At 41.7% G+C, this 25,105-nt stretch carries 23 protein-coding genes and 1 pseudogene; 20 read left to right on the plus strand and 4 right to left on the minus strand.

The genetic code is table 11. The features are described 5' to 3' along the window. Positions 1–242 precede the first annotated feature (242 nt). The 5 genes from INT76_RS09985 (at position 243) to INT76_RS10005 (ending at position 6,037) form a co-directional block, all read left to right on the plus strand. Positions 243–632 (plus strand): VOC family protein, encoded by a 390-nt coding sequence (locus tag INT76_RS09985; RefSeq protein ID WP_212570405.1) that lies wholly within the window; start codon positions 243–245, stop codon positions 630–632. Then, entirely contained in the window at positions 629–1,387 is a 759-nt protein-coding gene (locus tag INT76_RS09990) for a DUF4336 domain-containing protein (RefSeq protein WP_212570407.1), read from the plus strand. The genes INT76_RS09985 and INT76_RS09990 overlap by 4 nt, the downstream gene beginning before the upstream one ends. A 2-nt stretch (positions 1,388–1,389) precedes the next feature. After that, positions 1,390–2,721 (plus strand): hypothetical protein, encoded by a 1,332-nt coding sequence (locus tag INT76_RS09995; RefSeq protein ID WP_212570410.1) that lies wholly within the window; start codon positions 1,390–1,392, stop codon positions 2,719–2,721. 20 nt (positions 2,722–2,741) lie between these two features. After that, complete coding sequence (locus INT76_RS10000) at positions 2,742–5,390, plus strand: valine--tRNA ligase (protein WP_212570419.1); 2,649 nt, start codon at positions 2,742–2,744, stop codon at positions 5,388–5,390. Between the two features lie 77 nt (positions 5,391–5,467). Continuing rightward, a complete protein-coding gene (locus INT76_RS10005) occupies positions 5,468–6,037 on the plus strand; it encodes a hypothetical protein (RefSeq protein ID WP_212570421.1) in 570 nt (189 codons plus the stop codon). Positions 6,038–6,136: 99 nt separating this feature from the next. On the opposite strand, the pseudogene INT76_RS11095 reads toward INT76_RS10005, so the two are convergent. Next, a pseudogene (locus INT76_RS11095) lies at positions 6,137–6,565 on the minus strand (IS110 family transposase); the annotation flags it as partial. 780 nt (positions 6,566–7,345) lie between these two features. Here INT76_RS11095 and INT76_RS10010 point away from each other — a divergent pair. The 5 genes from INT76_RS10010 (at position 7,346) to INT76_RS10030 (ending at position 11,654) form a co-directional block, all read left to right on the plus strand. After that, positions 7,346–8,755, plus strand: a complete 1,410-nt coding sequence (locus INT76_RS10010; protein ID WP_249116150.1) for an HsdM family class I SAM-dependent methyltransferase — start codon at positions 7,346–7,348, stop codon at positions 8,753–8,755. Then, positions 8,742–9,521, plus strand: coding sequence for a site-specific DNA-methyltransferase (locus INT76_RS10015; RefSeq protein WP_212570423.1), 780 nt, complete (start codon positions 8,742–8,744; stop codon positions 9,519–9,521). Before INT76_RS10010 ends, INT76_RS10015 begins: the two co-directional genes overlap by 14 nt. A 7-nt stretch (positions 9,522–9,528) precedes the next feature. Further along, positions 9,529–9,879: a hypothetical protein gene (locus INT76_RS10020; RefSeq protein ID WP_124777278.1), complete on the plus strand. Its 351-nt coding sequence runs from the start codon at positions 9,529–9,531 to the stop codon at positions 9,877–9,879. Positions 9,880–9,895: 16 nt separating this feature from the next. After that, entirely contained in the window at positions 9,896–10,783 is an 888-nt protein-coding gene (locus tag INT76_RS10025) for a hypothetical protein (RefSeq protein WP_124777281.1), read from the plus strand. 70 nt (positions 10,784–10,853) lie between these two features. Beyond that, positions 10,854–11,654: a Fic family protein gene (locus INT76_RS10030; protein WP_212570425.1), complete on the plus strand. Its 801-nt coding sequence runs from the start codon at positions 10,854–10,856 to the stop codon at positions 11,652–11,654. A 361-nt stretch (positions 11,655–12,015) separates the two neighbouring features. On the opposite strand, the gene INT76_RS10035 is transcribed toward INT76_RS10030, so the two are convergent. Both INT76_RS10035 and INT76_RS10040 read right to left on the minus strand, forming a co-directional pair. Then, positions 12,016–12,873 (minus strand): metallophosphoesterase, encoded by an 858-nt coding sequence (locus INT76_RS10035; RefSeq protein WP_212570427.1) that lies wholly within the window; start codon positions 12,871–12,873, stop codon positions 12,016–12,018. A 103-nt stretch (positions 12,874–12,976) separates the two neighbouring features. Then, entirely contained in the window at positions 12,977–13,774 is a 798-nt protein-coding gene (locus INT76_RS10040) for a peptidylprolyl isomerase (protein WP_212570428.1), read from the minus strand. Between the two features lie 156 nt (positions 13,775–13,930). On the opposite strand from INT76_RS10040, the gene INT76_RS10045 reads away from it, so the two are divergent. From INT76_RS10045 to gloA2, 9 genes are all read left to right on the plus strand, one after another. Beyond that, on the plus strand, positions 13,931–14,308 hold the full coding sequence (locus INT76_RS10045; RefSeq protein WP_212570430.1) for a VOC family protein: 378 nt from the start codon (positions 13,931–13,933) through the stop codon (positions 14,306–14,308). Then, positions 14,309–14,848, plus strand: coding sequence for a hypothetical protein (locus INT76_RS10050; protein ID WP_212570432.1), 540 nt, complete (start codon positions 14,309–14,311; stop codon positions 14,846–14,848). 109 nt (positions 14,849–14,957) lie between these two features. After that, positions 14,958–15,950: a LacI family DNA-binding transcriptional regulator gene (locus tag INT76_RS10055; protein WP_212570434.1), complete on the plus strand. Its 993-nt coding sequence runs from the start codon at positions 14,958–14,960 to the stop codon at positions 15,948–15,950. Positions 15,951–16,101: 151 nt separating this feature from the next. After that, positions 16,102–17,022, plus strand: a complete 921-nt coding sequence (locus INT76_RS10060; protein WP_212570436.1) for an ABC transporter permease — start codon at positions 16,102–16,104, stop codon at positions 17,020–17,022. A gap of 9 nt (positions 17,023–17,031) precedes the next feature. Then, the gene (locus tag INT76_RS10065) at positions 17,032–17,919 is read left to right on the plus strand and encodes a carbohydrate ABC transporter permease (RefSeq protein WP_212570438.1); all 888 of its coding nucleotides are present in this window, start codon (positions 17,032–17,034) and stop codon (positions 17,917–17,919) included. Positions 17,920–18,172: 253 nt separating this feature from the next. Beyond that, positions 18,173–19,783, plus strand: a complete 1,611-nt coding sequence (locus INT76_RS10070; protein WP_212570440.1) for an ABC transporter substrate-binding protein — start codon at positions 18,173–18,175, stop codon at positions 19,781–19,783. A gap of 18 nt (positions 19,784–19,801) precedes the next feature. Beyond that, on the plus strand, positions 19,802–21,160 hold the full coding sequence (locus INT76_RS10075; protein WP_212570442.1) for a glycoside hydrolase family 32 protein: 1,359 nt from the start codon (positions 19,802–19,804) through the stop codon (positions 21,158–21,160). Positions 21,161–21,374: 214 nt separating this feature from the next. Further along, on the plus strand, positions 21,375–23,723 hold the full coding sequence (locus INT76_RS10080; protein ID WP_212570444.1) for a DNA translocase FtsK: 2,349 nt from the start codon (positions 21,375–21,377) through the stop codon (positions 23,721–23,723). Then, positions 23,723–24,109 carry an SMU1112c/YaeR family gloxylase I-like metalloprotein gene (gene gloA2, locus INT76_RS10085; protein ID WP_212573064.1) on the plus strand — a complete coding sequence of 129 codons (387 nt, stop codon included), beginning with the start codon at positions 23,723–23,725 and terminating at the stop codon, positions 24,107–24,109. Before INT76_RS10080 ends, gloA2 begins: the two co-directional genes overlap by 1 nt. Before the next feature lie 42 nt (positions 24,110–24,151). Here gloA2 and INT76_RS10090 read toward each other — a convergent pair whose 3' ends face one another. After that, positions 24,152–24,508, minus strand: coding sequence for a DUF3397 family protein (locus INT76_RS10090; RefSeq protein ID WP_212570446.1), 357 nt, complete (start codon positions 24,506–24,508; stop codon positions 24,152–24,154). A gap of 152 nt (positions 24,509–24,660) precedes the next feature. Between INT76_RS10090 and rplK the strand changes: the two genes are divergently transcribed. Then, positions 24,661–25,086: a 50S ribosomal protein L11 gene (gene rplK / locus INT76_RS10095; protein WP_212570448.1), complete on the plus strand. Its 426-nt coding sequence runs from the start codon at positions 24,661–24,663 to the stop codon at positions 25,084–25,086. Positions 25,087–25,105 lie beyond the last annotated feature (19 nt).

The raw sequence follows: 25,105 nt of genomic DNA on the forward strand, positions 1-25,105 counted from the left end.
ATCTAGCGCCATCTCTGTTAAAATAGGAGTATTCAGAGGTGTTTTGAAGCCCATTTGTCACAGGAAGCGGCGTTACTGAGAAATCCGCACAAATGTCAAAACTGGTTGCTGATGGAAAAAATGAATAACTGAAGTTGCGGATGCCCTGTCATCCGAATCTGGGTGGTACCGCGGAAATCGAAAGAAATTCGTCCCTGTCTAGCAAGTCTAGGCGGGGATTATTTATTTGGAAAGGAGAAAACATGCTGCATCATATTGAAACCTATGTTTCCAATTTGAAAACATCGCGCGAATTTTATGACTTTCTTCTGACCAAACTGGGCTACTCTCTCTATCAAGAATGGGAGGAAGGGGTATCCTTTAAAAAAGCAGAGCAGTACTTGGTCTTTGTCCAAACGCCCAAGGATTTCTTAGAGGAAGGTTATCACCGTTGCCGTACGGGTCTCAACCACCTAGCTTTCCATGCGGGAACACCTGATGACATTGACCAATGGCGGAAAGAATTTTTGACCAGACGAGTCAAACTGCTCTACGACGACCGCTATCCTCATGCAGGAGGGCCAGACCACTATGCCCTCTATCTGGAAGATCCCGATGGGATTAAGATTGAGTTGGTGGGGGAGGAAAAATGACCATTCCAATCAAACTTTACGAACCCCTTTACCAGCTCAAACCCATTGCAGAGAATATCTGGATAGTGGATGGGCCTGCTATTGAGATGCCTTTTGGTTTAGCCAAGGTGCCTTTTTCCACTAGAATGACCGTCGTCAGACTGGCAAATGGCAAACTCTGGTGCCATTCGCCCATTCAGCCAAATCAGACCTTGCTGGACAGTCTGGCCCAGCTGGGAGAGGTGGCCTATCTGATTGGGCCCAATAAGCTTCACTATGCCTATCTCCAAGCTTGGAAGGACATCTATCCGCAGGCGCAAGTCTGGCTGGCTCCAGGAATTGACCAGCGGGCCCGTGCCCAGAAAATACCTCTGCCACAAGGGCAGAAATTGACAGAACAAGCGCCCTCTGCCTGGTCGGCGGAACTGGACCAAGTTCTCTTCAAGGGGAGCCGCTTTATGCAGGAAGTTGTCTTTTTCCACAAGGACAGCAAAACCCTGATTTTGACCGATATGATTGAAAATATCGAAACCCATCAGATGAAACCCTATCAGCGCCTGCTCTACAAGCTAGGCGACAATGCCTATCCCAATGGCAAAACGCCTAGAGATTTGCGCCTGACCTTTGTCGGCAAGAAAAAAGCAGCCCGCACCAGCTTTGAAACCCTGAAAAACTGGAAACCAGAAAAAATTATCCTAGCCCATGGCCAGTGTTTTCTGGAAAATGGACAGGAAGAACTGAAGAGAGCCTTTCAGTGGGTGGGGGAGGAGAAATAAGTATGTATTATCTATTTATGGACGAAAAAGGTCCACAGAATTCTTTCAAAATTACAAAGCCCTTTGATAAACAAAATAAGTTGTCTTATGCTAACGATAATATGCACTCCTATGTTGCTAATGTAATTCAAATTGAAAAAACAGATTATGAATTTATTGAAGAAGAGTATCATCAAATAGTTGAAACATATTTATCTACTAGACAACAGTTACAATGGTCATTAAAAAATAAAAATAAAGAACTTAAAGGTTTAGATTTACTAAAGACAAACTTTGATTATGGGATTGCTTCCATGAAAGATAATGAAGTTCAGTTTTATACATCGCTCTTTCGAATGTTAAACCGACACAGTGTTGATAACTTACTGTTTATGATTAGTAAGATGTCAATTATTACTTCATCAAGATTATCCAATTTCTTTTACTTTTTAGATGAAAATACGGACTTCTCGCCATTTATTGCGAAATACGTTTTGACCAAGTATGCTGAAATTGAAGCCTCAAAAAAGGTTATTGAAGCTCTATTAGATAAAACATTGCCAATAAGGCCCTTGCTTAAATTAATAAAAGAGGATTTGAAGCGGATTATTAATAATAATCAAGGTAATTTGAGGATGGCTCAACAACTTGATATCTATAAACAACTGATAACAGCAATGGATAGGGTAATTCTAAGCCATAGAATTAGACTTTCTGAGCCAACGATAGATATTTCTTTTGATTGGAATAAAGTAAAATGGGCATTTGATTTGTGGATGACTGAACAAAGATTTCCTGCTAACCATATTGAATGGATACTGTTCTTAGATGAAGGAATACCTAGTGGCACATTTAATGGTTTAGAGATTTCAAGAATTATTGAAGGCTGCGACTCTAGGGACCATGTCGGATTACAAATAACAGATATGATTGTTGTTTTGATAGGAAAGTTGGTTTCACAAATAACAGCAAATACGAGATATGACTTTACTAAGTCTGACCAGCGAGTATTATTAGATGAGGAATATTTTAACTTAGATGAGCAACAATATAACTTAATTACAGAGTTAAATAAATTTCTTTTGGATAAAGAGACAAATTATCATTTTGTAAACGATGCTTATTTTGATGAATCTTTGTCACTTCAAGTTTACATAGGTTATATCGCTTCATTTGACAATTTTAAGCAGTTTACGTCAATTAAGGCAAAAGATCATGTTGATTGGTATTTTCAAAATTTTGTTAAGCAGTCAGAAGAAAAATATTTTGAGGGTATGAAAAATGAATCAATGGCCAAATGTATGTTTGGTAGTTTAAAAGAAGGAATAGAAGATGGCACAGTTAGACCATTGTAAAAAGAACAGGAGAACCTAAAATGAAAGAATTATCACCAAAATACAATCCAGCCGAGGTTGAGGCTGGGCGTTATCAGACTTGGTTGGACCAAGATGTGTTCAAGCCGTCGGGCGATGCGGAGGCGAAGCCCTATTCCATCGTGATTCCGCCGCCTAATGTGACGGGGAAATTGCACCTGGGGCATGCCTGGGACACGACTTTGCAGGACATCATCATCCGTCAGAAGCGGATGCAGGGCTTTGATACCCTCTGGCTGCCGGGTATGGACCACGCAGGCATTGCGACGCAAGCTAAGGTGGAGGAGCGCTTGCGGGAGCAGGGCGTGACCCGTTATAACCTGGGTCGGGAAAAATTCCTGGAGAAAGTTTGGGAATGGAAAGACGAGTATGCGGCCACCATTCGTGAGCAGTGGGGCAAGCTGGGCCTATCCCTAGACTATCAGCGGGACCGTTTCACATTGGACGAAGGCTTGTCAAAAGCCGTTCGCAAGGTCTTTGTGGATCTCTACAAAAAAGGCTGGATCTACCGCGGTGAATTTATCATCAACTGGGATCCAGCAGCCCGCACAGCCCTTTCTGACATCGAGGTCATCCACAAGGATGTTGATGGGGCCTTCTACCACATGACCTATATGTTGGAGGACGGATCTCAAGGGCTGCAGGTAGCCACTACCCGGCCTGAAACCATGTTTGGTGACGTTGCGGTTGCGGTCAATCCAGAAGACCCTCGTTACAAGGACTTGATTGGCAAAAATGTCATCCTGCCTATCGTTAACAAGCCAATTCCGATTGTAGCCGATGAACATGCCGACCCAGAATTTGGAACGGGTGTCGTAAAAATCACCCCTGCCCATGACCCCAACGACTTTGAGGTCGGCCAGCGCCACAATTTACCACAGGTCAATGTCATGAATGACGATGGCACTATGAACGAGCTAGCTGGGGAATTTGTCGGCATGGACCGCTTTGAAGCCCGCAAGGCAACAGTCAAGAAACTGGAAGAGCTGGGCGCTCTGGTTAAAATCGAAAACCGTGTGCACTCGGTCGGCCACTCTGAGCGGACAGGGGTTATGGTGGAGCCTCGCCTGTCCACACAGTGGTTCGTCAAGATGGATGAGCTGGCCAAGAATGCCATTGCCAATCAGGCGACAGAGGACAGGGTAGACTTCTATCCGTCTCGTTTCAACGACACCTTCCTGCAATGGATGGAAAATGTCCACGACTGGGTGATTTCCCGTCAGCTCTGGTGGGGGCATCAAATTCCAGCCTGGTACAATGAAGCAGGCGACATCTATGTCGGCGAAGAAGCGCCAGCAGGCGATGACTGGGTGCAGGATGAGGATGTTCTGGACACCTGGTTCAGCTCTGCCCTTTGGCCCTTCTCTACCATGGGCTGGCCGGATGAAGAGGCGGCTGACTTCAAGCGCTATTTCCCAACCTCAACCCTGGTCACTGGCTACGACATCATCTTCTTCTGGGTGTCTCGGATGATTTTCCAATCCCTGGAATTTACAGGCCGTCAGCCATTTAAGAATGTCCTCATCCATGGTCTCATCCGTGATGAGCAAGGCCGCAAGATGTCCAAGTCGCTGGGCAACGGGATTGACCCAATGGATGTCATCGACCAATACGGTGCAGACGCTCTGCGCTGGTTCCTGTCTAATGGCTCTGCCCCAGGACAGGATGTCCGTTTCTCCTATGAAAAAATGGATGCCAGCTGGAACTTCATCAACAAGATCTGGAACATTTCCCGCTATATCCTCATGAATAATGAGGGCTTGACGCTGGAGGCGGCGCGTGACAATGTGGCCAAGGTAGCTAGCGGTCAGGCTGGCAATGTGACCGATCGCTGGATTCTCCACAATCTCAATGAGACCATCGCCAAGGTGACGGAGAACGTTGATAAGTTTGAGTTCGGTGTGGCGGGGCATATCCTCTACAACTTTATCTGGGATGAGTTTGCGGATTGGTATGTGGAGCTGACCAAGGAGGTGCTGTACAGCGACAATGAGGCTGAAAAAGTCATCACCCGCTCGGTTCTCCTCTACACCCTAGACCAGATTCTCCGCCTGCTTCACCCGATTATGCCATTTGTGACGGAGGAAATCTTCGGTCAAATCTCTGATGGTACCATCGTGACAGCTGCTTATCCTGTGGTCAACCCTGCCTTTGAAAATGCGGAAGCCCACAAGGGAGTGGAAAGCCTCAAGGACCTGATCCGTGCGGTGCGAAATGCTAGAAGCGAAGTCAATGTTGCCCCATCTAAGCCCATTACCATCTTGATTAAGACGGCAGATTCTGAGCTAGAAGCCTTCTTCAAGGCTAATATCAACTACATCCGCCGCTTCACCAATCCAGAGAAATTGGAAATCGCAAGCAACCTGACCGCGCCAGAATTGGCCATGTCAGCCGTCATCACAGGAGCCGAAATCTTCCTGCCCCTGGCTGATCTGCTCAATGTCGAGGAAGAACTGGAACGCCTCAACAAAGAACTGGCCAAGTGGCAAAAAGAACTGGACATGGTCGGCAAAAAACTCAGCAACGAACGCTTCATCGCCAACGCCAAACCAGAAATCGTCCAAAAAGAAAAAGACAAACAAGCCGACTACCAAGCCAAATTCGACGCCACAGTAGCGCGGATTGAAGAGATGAGGAAGTTGGTGGGGTGAGGTCTATATGGGCTGAACTAAGAAAACGTTAAGATAGATGCTAACGTTTTTTGGTAGAATAAATGAGGAAATAAAAAGTGAATGAAGATATTGCGTATCAAATTTTAAATAGGCATGAAAATCAATATTACTCAGAAGATGGTCAGTTTGTAATAGAGTATAAATATTTTCCTATTGGTAGGAAGGGACAGGATTTTCTCAGAGCTTTTGATTTAATTTTTAGTCAACATGGAAAGTTAGTTTATTATAATGATGTCCAATATAAGGTCATTAATGGAAGGTATGGTTATCATAATGGTGGAATATTTGATAATTTTTTGAGTGATCATTATGCTAAAGCATATTTAAAAGAACTCCCCCATATTAATGTATTGGCTGATGAAGTAACGGTTTCTGCTGCTCAAGTGACGATTTATAGTAATTCAATTGCACAAATTAAAGCTGAGAGATTTATATATTCAGATGAACTGAATTCTTTAGAAAATACTCAGTTACTTAATGTATTAAATCGGATCCTAGAGGAATTAGAAGGGGAAGAAAATCCATCTGATGAAAATCTAAAATTTCTTAGAACAGTTGCAAGATCAACTTCAGAATTAGCTGGCTTTGCAGCAAATATAATTACTATTCTAAGCCCTTTTTTATAATGATATAATAGAACGATTATTTTCTACCCTTTGTCAAAGATGAAGCAATTGTTCAACGTTAAATATTTTATGATAAGTATATAAACGACTTTAATGAGTTTAGGTAGAAGTATAGCCGTAAAGTTTGTTAGGTGTTATAAGGCAATACGTTGTCATGATGAGACGATGTAGGGGGCAATCGTATGTGGCTTGGTTGAAGTCACCTACGATTGTCTTTTTTGTATCTCATGAGAGTCCGTAGTGTGACAGGTGGGACTAGTTGTGGCTGCCCTTGTACAGAATCTTTCTAGTGTAAGAATCCTCACGTTCGGTAATGTGTTCTTGAGCTAAGCTGAGATCTATAAGCGATAAAGGCATTGATTTGATTGGCGGACTGAAACTGATGACTATCTTCCGAAATAATACTTTTTGTAGTGGTTTCTGCGGAGAGTAAAATTTTGTATTCTGTCAATAGCTCAGCTAGAACAGCTATCTTTGGTAAGCTTGTTCTCTACAATTTGTCAGTCTAGGAAATTTCTTTGCATAATATTAATAAAGGTAGGATAAGACTTTTTGCAGGGTCAAGTGACTTTCCAGCTAATTATTTGATTAGAGTTTCAGAGATTCACTTAGGGGTGACTGTCGAATAACTTTTTGGTTTCTAAAGGATTAAGACGTGGAAAAGTAAAAAGTCTGAGGATGACGGAAGCCAATAGCAATGTTAGACACAATATTTTGACCATTGATAAAAATAGTTACACTTAGTTTATCTTATTTGCATCAATTCCCCAAAATTGTCCACCTAATGTTCGTCTTTTGGTCTGGAGTAATTCCTAGTTTTATTGACCTCATCTTCAATACTTAACATTAAGTGTCCCGTATGCTTTGATAAAAATATCCCTCAAACAGATATGTTGCCGATTTGTTTTACTGTTTCTAAAATCAAAAAGATCTAGGATTTGATAAGATATCTATATTTTAACCTATAGAATATAAGCAACCATTCTCTCCCATCGGAGAATTCTTCACTGATAATCATATATAAGGTTATTTGAGAAAATAATGAATACAATAAGTGTATAAAACTTACAAAAACTCAGTAATCAAGGAGTCATTAATTTCATTGGAGTTACTATTTAACATAGAAATTGTATGTTTGTAAAAGATTTTCGAATCGGATTATTTTGCACTACTTTGTAATTGAATATGCGAACTTAGAAATAAACTAAACTGGTAGAAGATGTATTTTACTTGATTTCATAATACATTTTTAGTTAATAGTATAAATCTGTGATATAATGGAGTGGTTAGGAAATAGGAGAAAATATTGTGAATATAAATAATTTTGATAATTTTTTACAAATTAGTGGAGATTTTGAAAAAAATTTAGAGAAGGAGTATAAAAAATCTAAAGGAATTTATTATACAGATGTACGTTTGTCCTATAAAATTATCGAGTTTCTAAAACTTGATCCTACAAAATCCTTTTACGAACCTAATTGCGGAAGCGGTAGTTTTATTTATGCAGCAAAATATTACGGTTTTGAAAAACTTTATGGTGCTGATATAGACAAAACAATGACATCAATTTGTAGAAAAATGACTGGATTGAAAGCAAACCAAATTAAAACATTAGATACTATTGGAAATTCATCTCATGTCATTCTTAAAAAGTTTGGTGTTCAAGAAAAATTTGACTATATTGTAGGAAATCCTCCATATGTTCCACTAACACAAAACATAAAGATAAAGAGTGACGATTATTTCTTTTTAAGAGATGTAAAAGATTCAGGAAACAATCTGTTTGTAGCAGCTATATACAGAGCTATAGAGAGTTTAGCAGAAAAAGGAAAAGTTAGTTTTATTATTCCTAAAAACTTTTTACATATTATGTCATATGGAATGCTTCGAAAAAGGATTTTAAAAGAATTCACAATTCATTCTATTATTGATTTAGGTAAGTATTTTAAAGGAGTTCGCGGTGAGCAAATTGTGTTTACATTTATAAACAAGCGTCCTATTGGAAATGAAATTAAATTCTGCCGATTAAGTGATAATTTAGAGATAATAGAGTTATCAAAAGTGAAGCAAAGTTTTTATTCGAACGAAATACTTTTTTTTGAGTCCAATCAATCTTATGAACTTTATAAAAAAATGAATCAAAATTATCAAAAATTTCAAGATATTTGTACAGGTTATGTTGGAAGGGGGAAAAGCAAAGAAAAAGGTTCGGTTGCAGGAAAAGATATACGGAAGTTTGGTTTCAAAAATAGAAATGTGCCTCGAAAAGGGAATAAAGTATTTATACAGAATATATATAGTGCTGAAGCCGGAGTGATTGCCTCTTTCGGTGGTGATTTATTAGCAACAGAAACTGTCACCGTTCTTACTGATGGTGACGAAAAAATGTGTAGATATATTTTGGGCATACTGCACTCCAGACTATGTAATTATTATTTGTTGAAATTTTGTTTTAATAATTCTAGTCTAACAATGCATACTGATGCAAGGTATTTGAAAAAGGTACCTTTGGTCAGAGAAGAAGAGACATTTAATCAGGTAATCAACGTAGTTAGACAGTTGGAAAAAGTAGAATATATGAGTAGCACATGGTTTGAATTTTTGGAAGCCTTAAATGATTTAGTTTACAAAATGTATAAAATTACACCTGCAGAGTCTAGATACATTGATAGTGAGATGAAAAAAATACAGTCGGAGAAATGGGATGCCAGTGAATAATAATAAACGATGTAATGATTTATCTGGAAAGGAATGGTTGCAAAATTCATTTAGTATTTGGAGAGATTTAAGAAAAACGAAAGAAGAAAAAGATTTGGGGCATCCGGCCTCTTTCCCTGTTTCATTAGTAGAAAAGCTATTATTAACATTTTCTAAGCAAAATCAAATTGTGTTGGATCCGTTTAATGGAGTTGGAACAACGATGGTTGGAGCGATTAACACAAATAGGAAAGGGATTGGAATAGAACTCTCTGAGGAGTTTTACAAAGTATCTTTAAGTAGAATTGATAGGAATGACAACATCAAGGTTTTTAATGGTGATTCTTTCGAGTTAATAAAAATGTTAGAAGATAACACTGTCGATATTTGCATTACTTCTCCCCCTTACTGGGATATTCTTAATATGCACAGAAGTGCCGATAAAAAAGAGGCGATGAATTATTCCGATAAAGATATAGATCTTGGAAATGAAATTGACTATGATGTTTTTATTTCTAAATTAGGAAGTCTATTTGGTGAAGTTGGTAGAGTATTAAAATCAGGTTCATACTGCCTTGTGAATGTAATGGACATACGAAAGAAAAGTAATTTTTATCCACTACATATGGATTTAGCGACTGAATTAAAACAACATGGATATATTTTTGACGATTTGATAATTTGGGATAGACAGTCAGATTACAATAACATGAGACCTCTAGGATACCCATATAAGTTCAGAATTAATAAGGTCCATGAGTATATATTGATTTTTGTAAAGGAGTAATGAGGACATGCATGATTATATTGATTTCTATAATTTTTTACAAGAGAATAACCAAAAAATTTTCATAGAAGTAGAGGGGCGTCCAGAGAGCATTGATAAATTTGTTAGAGAGTATTCTCAGAATTATTCTAAAATAAGTCATTATTCGGAGGGGATTTGTGTATTAAATCCAAATGTTGATAAATGGGGTGTAGAATATAGAATATATTTAAATGTTATAGCTGGCATACCTCAATATTGGAATAATAAAAAGTACAATAATAAAAAATATAGGTCTAATGAATTTAAGTATCGAATCGATGATAAAGGACTAGTAAGATACCTATTTGAAAATGGGTACAGAATTGGATACAACTAAAACGAGGTAGTTATTGATGAATACTGAAATGGCATATTTACTTGGCATGATTTGTGGTAATGGCACCGTCGAAAAAAATAAAAATGAAACTAAAATTTCAATTTCAATCCCTCACAAAAAACTTCGGACGGATGAATTTCACGATGTTAAATTGTATGTTAAGGCCAGTCTTGATGATATAAATAAAATAATAGCGCCGTTGTTAAGTACACATATATCAATAGTTCAGTTGCAAAAAGTTACATTAATAACGTTTGTTAAGCCCAATCAAGATTATACGATTAGAGAAATGATGAGATTGTTAGGTGGTTCAACTTCAAGGAAAAATATGAGGATTCCTAATGATATTTTTTCGGCTACGGAACTGGAGCGAAAGTATTTTTTAAAAGGGCTATGTGATGTTACAGCATACATTCGGCGTAGTAATTATTATTTTGAAAAATATAAACATCGAGTATACATTGAAATTCCAAATAACTGGTATCTCGTGATTGACATTGCAAATCTTCTTAAAACTTTGGATATACCTATTCAAAATATTGATTGGGCACATCCTAATATGAGAGATGGATTTTTAAGAAAGTATAATTCGGGAAACAAAGATTTTTGGAAAAAGGAACACCAGATAAAAATATGGGCAAATGAATTTAGACAAATAGGGTTTGGAGTCCGCCATAAGGAACAAGCACTTAATAGCTATACAGAAGAACTTTTGGATGGCTTGAAGAAAGAAAATAAAGAATCAGACTATACTCATAAGTTCTATTGGGAAGGTCGGAGTACTAAGAAAAGAAAACCAATTCATCCGGAAGAGTACTCGACAGTGTTGCCGCCAGAGATTAGAGGAAAACATTATGAGTCGTGGAAAGACATAGCTAGGGACCTAGGCTATGGGGATAAATAGTTTATGGTAATCCATTGTTTTAAACGAGTCCTGGTATAATGCTCACAACAAACCTATCAGGAGAGTCCGCATGCAACCAACCTACAATATCGATAATCCCAATCTTTCCTACGAAGCCAAGCAAGAGCTTTGGGAGACAGGTTTTGGTCTCCAAAAAGTGGATGGGCTGACCCCATCTGTTTATATGGAAGAGTTGGCTGACAAGCAGGCGCGTGGGGAGTATACCTATGAGCAGGTGTATGAGGAAATCACCAAATATCATCAGTCAACGGACGCCAGTACGCAAGAGGCTGATATTGTTTCCCTTCGCATCGTTGAAATGCTTTCTCATAACGGTTTTAGCTTGAGACCGACAAGCCTACTCCATATCCACAGGGAGCTCTTCCAAGATGTTTTTGACAGCAATATTCCAGTTGGCAAATACCGTACCGTCAACATTACAAAAAATGAATCAGTCTTAAGGGGTGACACAATCATTTATTCTGATTTTCCACTGATTGCTGCGACTCTAGACTATGATTTCCAGCAAGAAAGAGATTTTTCTTATGCCGGACTAGATGAGAGAGCCATTGTCAGCCATATTCAAAGTTTTATTTCGGGAATCTGGCAAATCCATCCATTTCGTGAAGGGAATACTAGAACAATTACCGTTTTTTTGATTAAGTATCTCCGTTCACTCGGTTTTGAAATGGACACTACACCATTTCAAAATCATGCAAAATACTTCCGAGATGCCCTTATTTTGGATAATGCCAAGTTAACTCACAAATGTTCGGACTTTCTGACAGCCTTCTTTGAAAACCTTCTCCTGAAAGGTCAGAATGATTTGTCTAGCGAGATGATGTATGAGGAGTTGGGGATTCAGAAATAATTTGAAGAACTATGGTTGAAAGACCGTGGTTCTTAGTTTTCAAAATTTTTAAATAAAACAAAATATCACCAATTAATTCCAAAAATTTTAAAATATCACTATAAATCACCGATTATTTCCAAAAATTTGAAAATAATATCATTCCCCTCCGAAACTCTGAAAAGAGAACTTCGTCCCCTGCAAAAAATTGCAGATCATTATCCTAAATATCTCCTGACGATGGACAGTATTCAGCCAAATGCCAATTATGATGGGATCCAGAAGAAAAATCTGCTGGACTGGCTGCTGGAGGAGTAGAAGACGCTCATTTTATGAAAATAGACCACCTTCTTTGGAAAGAAAAGTGGTCTATTGTTAATGTTTACCCCACCTCAAACAAGGTCATCGATCCGAGGAGTTCGTCTTTGAACTTCTCTTTTTTGTGGGCCAGGTAGTGGGGGTTGTTTTTGACTAGGTTGAAGCGTTTGGAGAGGTTCCAGGTCTGGCTGGGGTTGAGGTGGGGGTTTTGGTTGACAAAGTCGATGGTCAGGTCCCACTCGCGCTGGTAGCCAAGGGGCCTTGCGTGGTAGCGGACGCCCTCGATTTCGACTGTGCCATAGGAGCGGTGGGCATGGCCAAAGACCACATCGGGAATCTGGTAGCGAACAAAGAGCTCATGAAAGGCCTGACTGCCCAGAAAGGCGTTGAAAGGGGCAAACTTCTCATGCCACATGGTAAAGCGGCGGTGGGGGACAAAGTGCATGGCCAGGATCAGCCGGTCCCTGTCCAAGGTCTGTAGCTGGCTTTCCAGGACTTCCAGTTCTCGCTCCACGATTTCTTGGTCGCTTTTTCTTCGGTTCAAACGGCGGTCAAACCAGAGGTTTTTCCGCCTTAGAATCCTATCATATGCCCCGTCAGAAAAGGAATAGTCATACCAGCCATGAAAGGCCAGGAGTTGTCGGTCTCCAATGTCTAGAAGCTGAAAATTCTCCGCCTCAATCTGTGCCTCGTCCAGCCCCAGCATGTCATGGTTGCCCAGATTGTAGCTGACATCCAAGTGCTGGCGGAGATGTTCCAGAAAGGGTAGGCTGGCCCGCTCATGGTGGTTGGAAATATCCCCTGCCAAGTGGAGGTGAACCACCTCTTCCTCTTGGAGGGTCTGAATTAGGGTGTCGATTTCGGCCTGCCCAAATTGATTGCTGTCGATATGCAGGTCGCTCATAATGGCCAATTTTTTCATGCCCCTATTATACCGAATTGGGCGCAAAAAAACAGTCCGAGGGACTGTTTTTTCACGAATTTGAAAATGGGAACAACATTAGGTAGGCCCTTTTTCTAGTTGATTAGTCGAACTTGTAGTCTTTTACAATCTCAATGCTGTTGATGGTGACATCGGTGGTTGGTTTGTCGTTGCTGCCCGTTTCTACAGCAGCGATTAGGTCTACGATTTCCATACCTGAGATGACTTGACCAAAGACAGTGTAGCCACCGTCTAGGCTTGGGTTTCCTCCGCTTTTGTAGGCTTCGATAATTTTTCCAGGATACTTGCTAGTTGAGAGTTGAGCCGACGCATCCGTCGGATTTTGGTTGATGAAAAATTGACTGCCGTTGGTATCTGCACCAGCATTGGCCATGGCGAGTGCACCACGGATATTGTAGAGGAAGGCAGAAGGCTCGTTCTTGAAACCTCGGCCGGCATCGATACTATCGTCCTTTCCAGCCCAAATGGACTCTCCGCCTGTACCGTTGTCCAGTGGGTCGCCGCCTTGAATCATAAAGCCGTTGATGACACGGTGGAAGATGACACCGTTGTAATAGCCTTCCTTGGCATGTGTTAGGAAGTTCTCAACGGCCAAGGGAGCTTGTTCAGGGAAGAGTTTGAGGGTAATATCCCCTGCACTCGTTTTGATGGTTACAGCAGCTTCGTTTTCAGCTACTTCCTGAGAAAGCTGTGGGAAGCTGGCGTTTGGATTGTTAATGGCGTAGGCTAAATCCTTAGCGTACTTGCTGGAAGCTGTGGTATCAGTAGAGGAGCTGGTAGCTTGGCTACTTGTGGAGCTGGAAGATGACTCAGTTGAATTGCTGGAGCAAGCAGCCAAAAACAGACTGGATGCTAGAGCTACAAATAAAAATTTTTTCATAAGATACCCTTTCTGACAATAAATGTAAGCACATTTTACCAGAAAGCTCTTTCTTTTTCAATGGTGAAGAGCAGTTTGAGCAAGTCAGACTCTATTTGTTCAAAAATAAGGTATAATAAGGAACAATGTAAATTTAAATAAAACGAGGTAAGGATAGTGATTGAATCAATCGGACAAGTGATGCTCTACGTTAATGACATAGAAGCTGCTGCAGTTTTTTGGAAGGAAAAACTCGGTTTTGAGCGCGTGGAAAAGCAGCTTCAAGGCCCGCAGGTTTCCTATGTTTTGGCTCCAAAGATCGATAGTGAAGTCCAGCTTGTTCTTCATGACAAGGCTGAAGTAGCAAGGATGAATCCGGGGATGAATTTGGATACGCCATCCATCTTGATGACATCTAAAGATGTGGAGGCGACCTATCAAGCCTATATTGCAAATGGTGTAACGGCTAACCCTGTCATGGATTTGGGTTTTATGAAGGTTTTTAATTTCTGTGATAATGAAGGCAATTACTTTGCTGTTCGCGAGGTGAAGTAGATGTCTGCTCACAAGCGTATTGAAGAGATGTATCGCGACCACGAAGTTAAACCTTATATTTCACCGGAGCGAGATTTGGAAAGCTGGCTCTTAGAAGCCAAACCTGTACCCAAGCGCAATATGGTTCGCTTAGAAGAAGGCCTCTTGCCCGGGGACATCATCTTGCTTTGGCGGATTAACTTCGGTACATTTGAAACCACAACACCCTATTCCAAGTATTTTGAATACATGTATGGTATCAATGGCCCTGCCCACATGGAGCAATTGCTAGCTGATGGCTATGCCTATATGGAGTCTGCCTTTGATTCCCTTGACCACATCACTTCGACCGCTAAGAAAAACATTCTCAAGGCAGAAGGAGTGGCTGGACTTTCCAAGATGAAGGCGGCTGATTTGGATGCTGCCTTGCGAGAGCATCTGACGGAAGACAGGTTGGCATCTTATTTTTCAGTTCGCGGCTATGCCCTGACGGAAAAAGGCAGAGCAGCCCTTGAAAACCATCCTGAAGTGATTGATAAGCATCCAAAGAAGAAAATGTAGACTAGCCGGGCTGCCGGGCTGGTCTATTTTTTCTTGACAGAAAACGCTGACAATGGTATTCTTAAAGAAATATGAAACGTTTCAAATATCGCTTTTGAAAGGAGTAGACATGGAAGTACAAAAATCAATCACCATGAAGGATGTAGCTAGAGTGGCTGGTGTCAGCGTCGGTACAGTTTCGCGTGTGATAAACAATGAATCAGGTATTAAAGAAAGTACCCTTCAAAAAGTGCATGCAGCCATTAAAGAATTGAACTATATTCCTGATGTTTACGCCCGTGGCATGAAGAAGAATAGGACAGAAACAGTGGCTTTGATTATTCCAACAGTTTGGCATCCTTTTTTTGGAGAATTTGCTTTTCATGTTGAGGTTGAACTCAGCAAACGCAACTACAAGCTGTTGCTTTGTAACATCAGCGGGCCAAAGCGAGAAATGGACTATTTGACCATGCTTCAACAAAACAAGGTGGACGGTATTATCGCCATCACTTACAGCCCCATTGATGATTATCTTTCTTCTAATATCCCCTTTGTTAGCATTGATCGGACTTATGAAAACAAGGAGATCGCCTGCGTTAGTTCAGATAACCAAGCTGGTGCAGAGTTGGCAGCAGATATTTTGATTGAAAGAGGCGGGAGTCAGTTTGCCTTTATTGGTGGGCATAATAAGACCATCAATGAAACGAAAAAACGCAGGATATACTTTGAAAAACGGATTCGTGAGGCAGGTTATCCTTGTTACATTTTAGACTTGGAAGAACCCTACGATGATTTTACAGAGCAAGTGGAGGAATTTTTAAAAACTCATCCTCAGATTGATGCTATTTTTACAATCAATGACTTTGCAGCATTAGATACCCTCTCCATTCTGGAAAAACTGGGAAGAAGGGTGCCAGAAGATGTGCAGGTCGTTGGCTACGATGGGGTTCAAATGGCAGAAGAACGGAAAATTTTTCTTTCTACTATTCGTCAACCATTGGAGGAAATGGCAAAAGAGGCAGTTGCCTGTCTGGTAGATATTATTGAAAAGAAAGAACGTCCTCTTCAAACCATACTGCCGATTTCCTATGTTGAAGGAAAAACAACAAAAAGATCAAAATAGGGGTTGACAGAAAGCGGTTACAGTGTTAAAATGAAATCAGCAAAAACAAGTTGGTTTTATTTTTGTAGAAAACATGAAACGTTTCAAAAATGCAGAGGGCAACCTCTTTCTTATATAAAGAAAATATGAAACGTTTCAAAAAGGAGTTCTTATGAAAACATCAAAACTTCAACAAACGAACCTCTGGGATAGACTGAAGCAACAAAAACTTCTGTTGCTCATGTTGCTACCGGGATTAGTTTTAACCTTCATTTTTCGCTACATTCCGATGTATGGTGTCTTGATTGCCTTCAAAGACTACAATCCTTTGAAGGGTGTCTTGGGCAGTGACTGGATTGGATTTACAGAATTTACCAAGTTTCTTTCCTCTCCCAATTTTGGAGTTCTCCTTGCTAACACCTTGAAATTGAGTGTCTACGGCTTGCTCTTAGGGTTTCTGCCTCCGATTATTTTAGCCATCATGCTCAATCAACTTTTGAGCGATAAGGCTAAGAAACGGATTCAGCTAGTACTCTACGCTCCGAACTTTATCTCCGTCGTTGTCATCGTCGGTATGATTTTCCTCTTTTTCTCAGTAGGTGGCCCAATCAATACGATACTTGGTATTTTTGGAATTGAAGCCAACTTCCTGACAGATCCAGATTTCTTCAGACCTCTCTATATTTTGAGTGGTATCTGGCAAGGAATGGGCTGGGCCTCAACGCTCTATACAGCCACGCTGGTCAATGTAGACCCTGCATTGATTGAAGCGGCCAAACTAGACGGTGCTAATATTTTCCAACGAATCTGGCATATTGACTTACCTGCACTCAAGCCTGTCATGGTTATCCAGTTTATCCTGGCAGCAGGGGGGATCATGAACGTGGGGTATGAAAAAGCCTTCTTGATGCAGACCTCACTCAACCTAACCAGTTCGGAAATTATTTCTACCTATGTTTATAAAATCGGTCTGGTTTCAGGAGACTACTCTTACTCAACAGCGGTTGGTTTGTTCAACGCCCTAATCAATATTATCCTACTCATTGCTGTTAATAAAATTGTCAAACGTGTCAATGATGGACAAGGTTTATAGGAGGTTCTTATGAATACGCAAATGTATACAAAATTTGACAAGCGTATGCTCGTTGTTAATAAGATATTGCTGGCATTCCTTGTCCTGATTACCGTCGTTCCCATGGTTTATATTCTAGTCGCTTCCTTTATGGATCCGCAGGCTTTGGTCAGCAAGGGGATTAGTTTTGATCCTAAAGACTGGACGGTTGAAGGGTATCAGCGGGTGTTTTCAGACAAATCTATCCTTAGAGGTTTCTTCAATTCTCTCTTTTATTCCTTCGCATTTGCCTTTGTGACAGTGGCTATCTCCGTTATGACGGCCTACCCGCTGTCTAAGAAGGATTTGGTTGGGAAAAAATGGATCAATGCTTTCCTTGTCTTCACCATGTTCTTCGGCGGTGGTTTGGTGCCAACCTACCTCTTGGTGAAAGATTTAGGGATGTTAAATACCGTTTGGGCCATCATTATTCCGGGTGCTGTCAATGTTTGGAATATCATCTTGGCTCGAACCTATTTCCAAGGCTTGCCGGACGAGCTGGTTGAAGCTGCGGTTATGGATGGTGCCAACGAGTTTCAAATTTTTTGGAAAATCATGCTTCCCTTAGCCAAGCCCATCATGTTTGTTCTCTTCCTCTACGCCTTTGTCGGTCAATGGAATTCTTACTTTGATGCTATGATTTATATCAAAGACCCTGACCTGGAACCGCTCCAGCTAGTCCTTCGGAAAATCCTCATCCAAAGTGAGCCAGCCAAGGATATGATTGGAGCGCAAGACGCGATGAATGAAATGAAACGGATCGCAGAAATGATTAAATACGCGACCATTGTCATCTCTAGCTTGCCACTTATTGTCATGTATCCATTCTTCCAGAAATACTTTGACAAGGGTATCATGGCTGGTTCATTAAAAGGTTAACAATCGTCTTCCACTTTCTCTTTTCTTACACCGACGAAAGAGGAAACTTCGTTTCCTTATCTCCAGCTTCAAATAATCATGTATTATTTGAACTAGCCATGCCGTACTTCAGTACAGGATTCAGCTTTTTGATAGGAACGTAGTTCCCTCTATTCCCACTTCTAAAGGTTTACAAAACCTTTAGAGCTAGTAATAAAAGGAAACTGAAAGATAATCTAAAAAATCAATTTACAAATATAGGAGGTTGTTTCTGATGAAACACAAATTTGGAAAAACAGTTGTTACGCTTCTAGCAAGTGCTGCCTTGCTTGCTGCTTGTGGTTCAAAAAATACTGCATCAAGCCCCGATTATGAATTAAAAGATGTGCAGTTTCCTCTGGAAAAATCAGTGACCCTGAAATTCATGACTGCTAGTTCCCCCCTAGCTCCAGCAGATCCGAATGATAAGCTGATTTTCCAACGCTTGGAGGAAGCGACCGGAGTTCATATCGAATGGACCAACTACCAGTCTGACTTTGGCGAAAAACGGAACTTGGATATTGCTTCAGGTGACTTACCAGACGCCATTCATAATGATGGGGCTTCTGATGTGGAATTGATGAACTGGGCTAAGCAAGGGGTTATCGTACCAGTTGAAGACCTGATTGATGAGCATATGCCAAATCTCAAGAAGATTTTGGATGAGAATCCAGAATACCGCTCTATGATCACAGCTCCAGATGGACATATTTACTCATTCCCATGGATTGAGGAATTGGGTGAAGGAAAAGAATCCATCCACACCGTTAGCGACATCGCTTGGATTAACAAGGAATGGTTGGATAAATTAGGCCTTGAAATGCCACAAACAACAGATGACTTGATTAAGGTTCTCGAAGCCTTTAAGACCAAGGATCCAAATGGAAATGGCAAGGCAGATGAAATCCCAATGTCCTTTGTCAACGGTAACGGCGGCGAAGACTTCAAGATTCTCTTTGGTGCCTTTGGTGTCGGTGATAACGATGAGCATATCGTCGTAAACAATGACGGTACCGTTGACTTTACAGCGGACAATGAAGACTACAAAGAAGGTGTTCAATTTATGCGTACCCTTCAAGAAAAAGGCCTCATTGACCCAGAAGCCTTCGAGCATGACTGGAATACTTACTTGGCTAAGGGAAGTGAAAATCTCTACGGTGTTTACTTCACTTGGGACAAGGCAAATATCACTGGTATGAACGATACCTATGACATCTTGCCAGTCTTGGCAGGTCCTGACGGAACCAAGCATATCACACGGACCAACGGTATGGGCTTCCAACGTGACCGCATGGTCATCACATCAGCTAATAAAAACTTGGAATTGACCGCTAAGTGGATTGATGCCCAGTATGAACCAATCCAGTCTGTCCAAAACAACTGGGGTACTTATGGTGATGAAACCCAACAAAACATCTTTGAATACGATGAGGCCACTAACAGTCTCAAACACTTGCCATTGAATGGTACTGCACCAGGCGAACTTCGTCAGAAGACAGAAGTAGGTGGTCCTTTGGCTATTCTTGATGAATACTACGGTACTGTAACAACCATGCCTGATGATGCCAAATGGCGCTTGGATTTGATGCATGCGACCTACCTTGACTATGTGACAAACGATGATATTTATCCTCGTGTCTTCATGGAACAAGAAGATTTGGACAAGATTGCCCAAGTTGAAGCAGATATGAACGACTATATCTACCGTAAACGTGCTGAATGGATTGTGAACGGTGGTGTAGAGGAAGAGTGGGATAGCTACCTCAAAGAGTTGGAAAGCTATGGCTTGTCTGACTGGCTGGCTATCAAGCAGAAATACTACGATCAATACAAAGAAAATCAGTAATCAAAAAGGAGGCTATCTGTGAAAACAGTAGAAAAAGCCAATGAATTTATTCAAGCAGAGAAGGTAACAGTTAATTCAACTTTCATGCCACAACTTCATTTTGTTCCAGAAATCGGCTGGATTAACGATCCCAACGGATTTGTCTATTTCCGTGGAGAGTACCATCTCTTCTATCAATATAATCCTTATGACAGTGTCTGGGGTTCCCTGCACTGGGGACATGCTAAGAGCAAGGACTTGGTCAACTGGGAACACCTTCCAGTTGCCCTTGCTCCAGACAAGGACTATGATAAGGATGGCTGTTTCTCTGGTTCTGCCATTGTTAAAGACGATACCCTCTGGCTCATGTATACCGGTCATATCGTTAATGAAGATGGTTCTGTCAGACAAGTGCAGAATATGGCCTACTCGACAGATGGCATTCATTTTGAAAAGGTGGAGCAAAACCCCGTGGCCACTGAGGCCCTCTTGCCAGACGAAGTGATTGCCAACGACTTTCGAGATCCAAAGATTTTTGAGAAAGACGGGCACTACTATTCTGTTGTGGCAACCAAGCACAAAGATGGTGTCGGCTGTATTGTTCTTTTAGGGTCTGATAATCTCATCGACTGGCAATTTGAATCTATCTTCCTAAAAGGTGAGGCTCACCAAGGTCACGTTTGGGAATGCCCCGATTACTTTGTAGTAGATGGGAAGGAATATCTGATTGTTTCTCCTATGCGCTACCAAAAAGAGGGCAACGACTTTGTCAATATCAACTCCAACATCTTTGTGAGCGGTCATGTGGACTGGGATAAGAAGGTCTTTGTAGCAGACAGTTTCAAAGAAATTGACCACGGTCATGATTTCTATGCTGCACAGACAACGGAAGGACCGGCTGGAGAGCGCGTGATGATTGCCTGGATGCATACCTGGGGACGTCCTCTCGTAACCAATGACTTGGGGCACAAGTGGTTTGGTCAGATGACCCTTCCCCGCATTCTCAAACAAGGTGAAAACGGGCTTGTTCAAACCCTCCCAGATAGTATCTTCCCTCGTCTAACCAATCTCACACTTGGGCAGGAGATTCAAACAGCTGGACAAATCCAGTTGAAGTTATCCACTTCTGAAACCTACCAGTTAGGAAATGATGACGATTACTTGCTCTTTGGCTATGATAAAGAATCGCAAGAAGTGTTTGTTGACCGCAGTCACTTGTCTATCAACCAAATTGGGGAAGAAACGTGGACTACTGTTCGTCGTGCAGTCACTGTTGAAGCTGCGGACTTATTCGTTGTCCTTGACCGCAACTGTTTAGAAATATTTGTTAACAAGGGTCAAGAAAGTTTGACTTCAACCTACTACATAGATGGTCCTTGCCTCCTTCAAGTTCGCTAGTTCGTCTATAGTCATTCAGTTTGTTGCCAGCTTGGCTTACTAGATTCCGGCTATTCCGTGAATCGTGGTACTGTTCTAATATCAACTCCAGATGCCAGAACTAAATATACACTGGAAGACAATACCTTACCCTGCCTTCAAGCAGGGTTTTATTTTTCTGAAAAATCATTCAAAATATGATAAAATGAGAAGATAGTAAGTTTGTGAGGAAGATATGAAAAAAAATAGCAAAAAGGGGCGCACAACGCGGCGTCCTACCAAGGCTGAGTTAGCTCAACGACAGAAAACCAAGTCCTTGTTCATCCGATTTGTCATCCTAGTCCTGCTTGTTTTTGCGGCAAGCAGAATGGGGGTGTTTGGAGTAACAGCCTACAATCTCATCCGTCTTCTTGTGGGAAGCAGTGCCTACTTTGTTATTGCCTGTTTGGCTATTTACATTTTGATACCGGAGAGATTGTCCAAGCGTGAAGGAATGATTTCTGGTTTTTGGCTTCTGCTTATCGGGATGCTTTTAGAGTTTCAAGCCTATTTGGATTGGACCTATGCAGGAAAGGATTTGTGGGGAGAAACTTTCATGCGGGCCATGGAAGATTTATCTACCTTTCAGGTGACTCACTTTTTAGGGGGTGGTCTGTTAGGCGGACTCGTTTATTTCCCTGTTTCTTTCCTTTTTGCGAATATCGGCAGTTTCTTTATCGGTGCCCTGCTCATCGCCTTTGGCCTTTTCTTCATGAGTCCGTGGTCTGTCTATGATTTGGCAGATATGTTTGCGGCTACTCGGGAAAAAATGGCTGAAGCTCAAGCACGCCGAGCCGAGAAACGTGCCCTCAAACAGGCAGAAAAAGAAGCACGACAAGCCGAGGAAGCGGCCCGTCAGGCTGAGGAAGCAGAACGACTCAAGGCAGAGGAAGCTGAGTGGCAGGCCAGACTGGCTCAGGAAGACGAACAAAAAGTGTCCTATGACCTTGAAACAGGAGAAATCTTGGAAGAAGAGGAAGAGCTCGAGGTTCCGATTATTTCTCAATATCAAGAACCCGTCGCAGAAGATCCTTTTCCTGTACTGCTAGCTGCAGAAGAAGAGCAGGCAGTTGAAGAAGAGATGGCTCAGGACTTTGATATTGATTTTAAGCCAAAGCAGCGTTTGGCTTACAAGTTACCATCTATTGACCTTTTTGCCCCAATCAAGGCCAAAAGTCAGGCCAACGAGAAGCGGATTGTCCGCCAGAATATCAAGGTTTTGGAGGACACCTTTGCCAGCTTTGGTATCAAGGTCGTAGTAGAGCGGGCAGAGATTGGTCCGTCCGTTACCAAGTATGAAGTCAAGCCTGCTGTCGGTGTTCGTGTCAATCGCATTTCCAATTTGGCAGATGACTTGGCTCTAGCCTTGGCAGCAAAGGATGTCCGCATAGAGGCTCCGATTCCTGGAAAATCCCTGGTTGGTATTGAAGTTCCTAACTCAGAGGTGGCTACGGTACCTTTCCGTGAGCTGTGGGAGCAGTCAAAAACAGACCCAGACAAGCTTCTTGAAATCCCGCTTGGAAAAGCAGTCAATGGTTCTGTTCGTTCCTTCAATCTGGCCAAGATGCCTCATTTGCTAGTGGCAGGCTCGACCGGTTCTGGGAAGTCCGTTGCGGTCAACGGAATTATTGCTTCCATCCTGATGAAGGCTGGGCCAGATCAGGTCAAATTTATGATGATTGACCCTAAAATGGTTGAATTGTCCGTCTACAACGACGTCCCTCATCTGCTCATTCCAGTCGTTACCAATCCGCGCAAGGCTGCTCGTGCCTTGCAAAAAGTGGTCGATGAGATGGAAAAACGCTATGAGCTCTTTAGTCATTTAGGGGTTCGTAATCTTGAGGGCTACAACGCTAAGGTGGAAGAATTTAACAGCCGTTCGGAAGAAAAACAGATTCCTCTGCCGCTAATCGTCGTTATTGTAGACGAGTTGGCCGACCTGATGATGGTAGCCAGCAAGGAAGTAGAAGACGCCATTATCCGTTTAGGACAAAAAGCCCGTGCTGCGGGAATCCATATGATTCTTGCCACCCAGCGGCCATCGGTTGATGTCATTTCCGGTTTGATTAAGGCCAATGTGCCTTCTCGTATTGCCTTTGCAGTGTCAAGCGGAACCGATAGCCGAACCATCTTGGATGAAAATGGAGCTGAGAAACTCCTTGGCCGAGGGGATATGCTCTTTAAGCCAATCGATGAGAACCATCCTGTTCGCTTGCAAGGTTCCTTCATCTCCGATGATGATGTAGAAAGCATTGTCACCTTTATCAAGAATCAGGCAGATGCCGATTATGATGAGAGTTTTGATCCTGGAGAGGTTACTGAAGGAGACTTGGACAATGGTGGCAGCGATGACGGTGGTGACCCTCTTTTCAATGAAGCGCGTGCCTTGGTTATCGAAACCCAAAAAGCCAGTGCTTCGATGATTCAACGCCGCCTATCTGTTGGCTTTAACCGAGCAACCAGACTGATGGAAGAATTAGAAGCTGCCGGTGTCATCGGGCCTGCCGAGGGCACCAAACCACGCAAGGTATTGGAGACACAATGATTGAGTTAGACACCATCCACCATGTGGCCATTATAGGCCGCGACTACCAAAAAACCAGAGAATTTTATGTAGGCAAGCTAGGCTTTGAACCGTTGGATGAGCATATTCGACCAGATAAGGGCGATATTCTCTTCAATGTTCAAAAAGGGAAGTTAGTGCTGGAAATCTTTATCAAGCCGGATGCCCCTTTACGACCGGTCATGCCAAATCCAGAGCATACAGGTCTTCGTCACTTGGCTTTTCGAGTGGCGGATGTAGCAACTTGTTTGCAGGAGTTTGACAGGCTGGGGATTCCCCATCAGGGGTTGCGGACAGACGACTTTGATGGCAAAAAGATGGCCTTCTTCTTTGACCCAGATGGTCTGCCTTTGGAAATACACGAGTAGAAAAAAAGACCATCGCCTGATTGATAGGGCGGTGGTCTTCTCTTAATTTTTCATGGTCAGGACAGCGATGACTAGGGCCAGATAAAGCAGGAAGGTGAGGATAAAACCTGCTCGCCAGAAGAACTTGAAAAATCGCTTGTAGGTGAAGTCTCGTCTTTTCAAAAGGAAGAAGCTTGTGATAGCCAAAGCCAGTAAGGAAAGAGAGAGGGTTAAAAGCGGCAGCAAACTATTGTAGTAAACCTTGTCTGAAATTAGGTAGAAGACAAAAACAAACATAGGAAAGGCAAGATCCGCAAAATTCCACCCCTTTTTCTGCAGACCAAAAAGCTTAACCAAAATGATTGAAATGGTTAAGATGAGAAAGATAAATAAGATTGATGCGATTTTTAAGAATATCATAGCTTTATTCTATAAAAAAAGCCTTAAAAAGTAAATATAAAGCTTGCATTTTTGGGAGATTAGTGTATAATGGGAAGGTATGCGAAAAGCATACTTGTGGGAGGTAAAAATCTGAAATTACCGCCAAAACCACAATAGGAGGATTTTATATTATGGCTAAAAAAGTCGAAAAACTTGTAAAACTTCAGATCCCTGCAGGTAAAGCAACTCCAGCTCCACCGGTTGGTCCAGCACTTGGTCAAGCAGGTATCAATATCATGGGATTCACAAAGGAATTCAACGCTCGTACAGCTGATCAAGCAGGTATGATCATTCCAGTTGTTATCTCAGTTTACGAAGATAAATCATTTGATTTCATCTGTAAAACACCGCCAGCTGCTGTTTTGTTGAAAAAAGCTGCAGGTGTTGAAAAAGGTTCAGGCACACCTAACAAAACTAAGGTTGCTTCAGTAACACGCGCACAAGTGCAAGAGATCGCTGAAACAAAAATGCCAGATTTGAACGCTGCTAACTTAGAAGCTGCAATGCGTATGATCGAAGGAACTGCTCGTTCTATGGGATTCACTGTTACTGACTAATCTGTAACAAACCCAAGAC

The sequence above is a fragment of the Streptococcus oriscaviae genome (assembly GCF_018137985.1).
Taxonomy (GTDB): Bacteria; Bacillota; Bacilli; order Lactobacillales; family Streptococcaceae; genus Streptococcus; species Streptococcus oriscaviae.

What these genes read in the sequence shown, in the direction of transcription:
- INT76_RS10070 (WP_212570440.1), top strand. Translation starts at nt 18,173, where the DNA reads ATGAAACACAAATTTGGAAAAACAGTTGTTACGCTTCTAGCAAGTGCT.
- INT76_RS09985 (WP_212570405.1), top strand. Translation starts at nt 243, where the DNA reads ATGCTGCATCATATTGAAACCTATGTTTCCAATTTGAAAACATCGCGC.
- INT76_RS10000 (WP_212570419.1), top strand. Translation starts at nt 2,742, where the DNA reads ATGAAAGAATTATCACCAAAATACAATCCAGCCGAGGTTGAGGCTGGG.
- INT76_RS10050 (WP_212570432.1), top strand. Translation starts at nt 14,309, where the DNA reads ATGTCTGCTCACAAGCGTATTGAAGAGATGTATCGCGACCACGAAGTT.
- rplK (WP_212570448.1), top strand. Translation starts at nt 24,661, where the DNA reads ATGGCTAAAAAAGTCGAAAAACTTGTAAAACTTCAGATCCCTGCAGGT.
- INT76_RS10065 (WP_212570438.1), top strand. Translation starts at nt 17,032, where the DNA reads ATGAATACGCAAATGTATACAAAATTTGACAAGCGTATGCTCGTTGTT.
- INT76_RS10060 (WP_212570436.1), top strand. Translation starts at nt 16,102, where the DNA reads ATGAAAACATCAAAACTTCAACAAACGAACCTCTGGGATAGACTGAAG.
- INT76_RS10035 (WP_212570427.1), bottom strand. Translation starts at nt 12,873, where the DNA reads ATGAAAAAATTGGCCATTATGAGCGACCTGCATATCGACAGCAATCAA.
- INT76_RS09990 (WP_212570407.1), top strand. Translation starts at nt 629, where the DNA reads ATGACCATTCCAATCAAACTTTACGAACCCCTTTACCAGCTCAAACCC.
- INT76_RS10020 (WP_124777278.1), top strand. Translation starts at nt 9,529, where the DNA reads ATGCATGATTATATTGATTTCTATAATTTTTTACAAGAGAATAACCAA.
- INT76_RS10090 (WP_212570446.1), bottom strand. Translation starts at nt 24,508, where the DNA reads ATGATATTCTTAAAAATCGCATCAATCTTATTTATCTTTCTCATCTTA.
- INT76_RS10015 (WP_212570423.1), top strand. Translation starts at nt 8,742, where the DNA reads ATGCCAGTGAATAATAATAAACGATGTAATGATTTATCTGGAAAGGAA.
- INT76_RS09995 (WP_212570410.1), top strand. Translation starts at nt 1,390, where the DNA reads ATGTATTATCTATTTATGGACGAAAAAGGTCCACAGAATTCTTTCAAA.
- INT76_RS10080 (WP_212570444.1), top strand. Translation starts at nt 21,375, where the DNA reads ATGAAAAAAAATAGCAAAAAGGGGCGCACAACGCGGCGTCCTACCAAG.
- INT76_RS10025 (WP_124777281.1), top strand. Translation starts at nt 9,896, where the DNA reads ATGAATACTGAAATGGCATATTTACTTGGCATGATTTGTGGTAATGGC.
- INT76_RS10055 (WP_212570434.1), top strand. Translation starts at nt 14,958, where the DNA reads ATGGAAGTACAAAAATCAATCACCATGAAGGATGTAGCTAGAGTGGCT.
- INT76_RS10040 (WP_212570428.1), bottom strand. Translation starts at nt 13,774, where the DNA reads ATGAAAAAATTTTTATTTGTAGCTCTAGCATCCAGTCTGTTTTTGGCT.
- INT76_RS10030 (WP_212570425.1), top strand. Translation starts at nt 10,854, where the DNA reads ATGCAACCAACCTACAATATCGATAATCCCAATCTTTCCTACGAAGCC.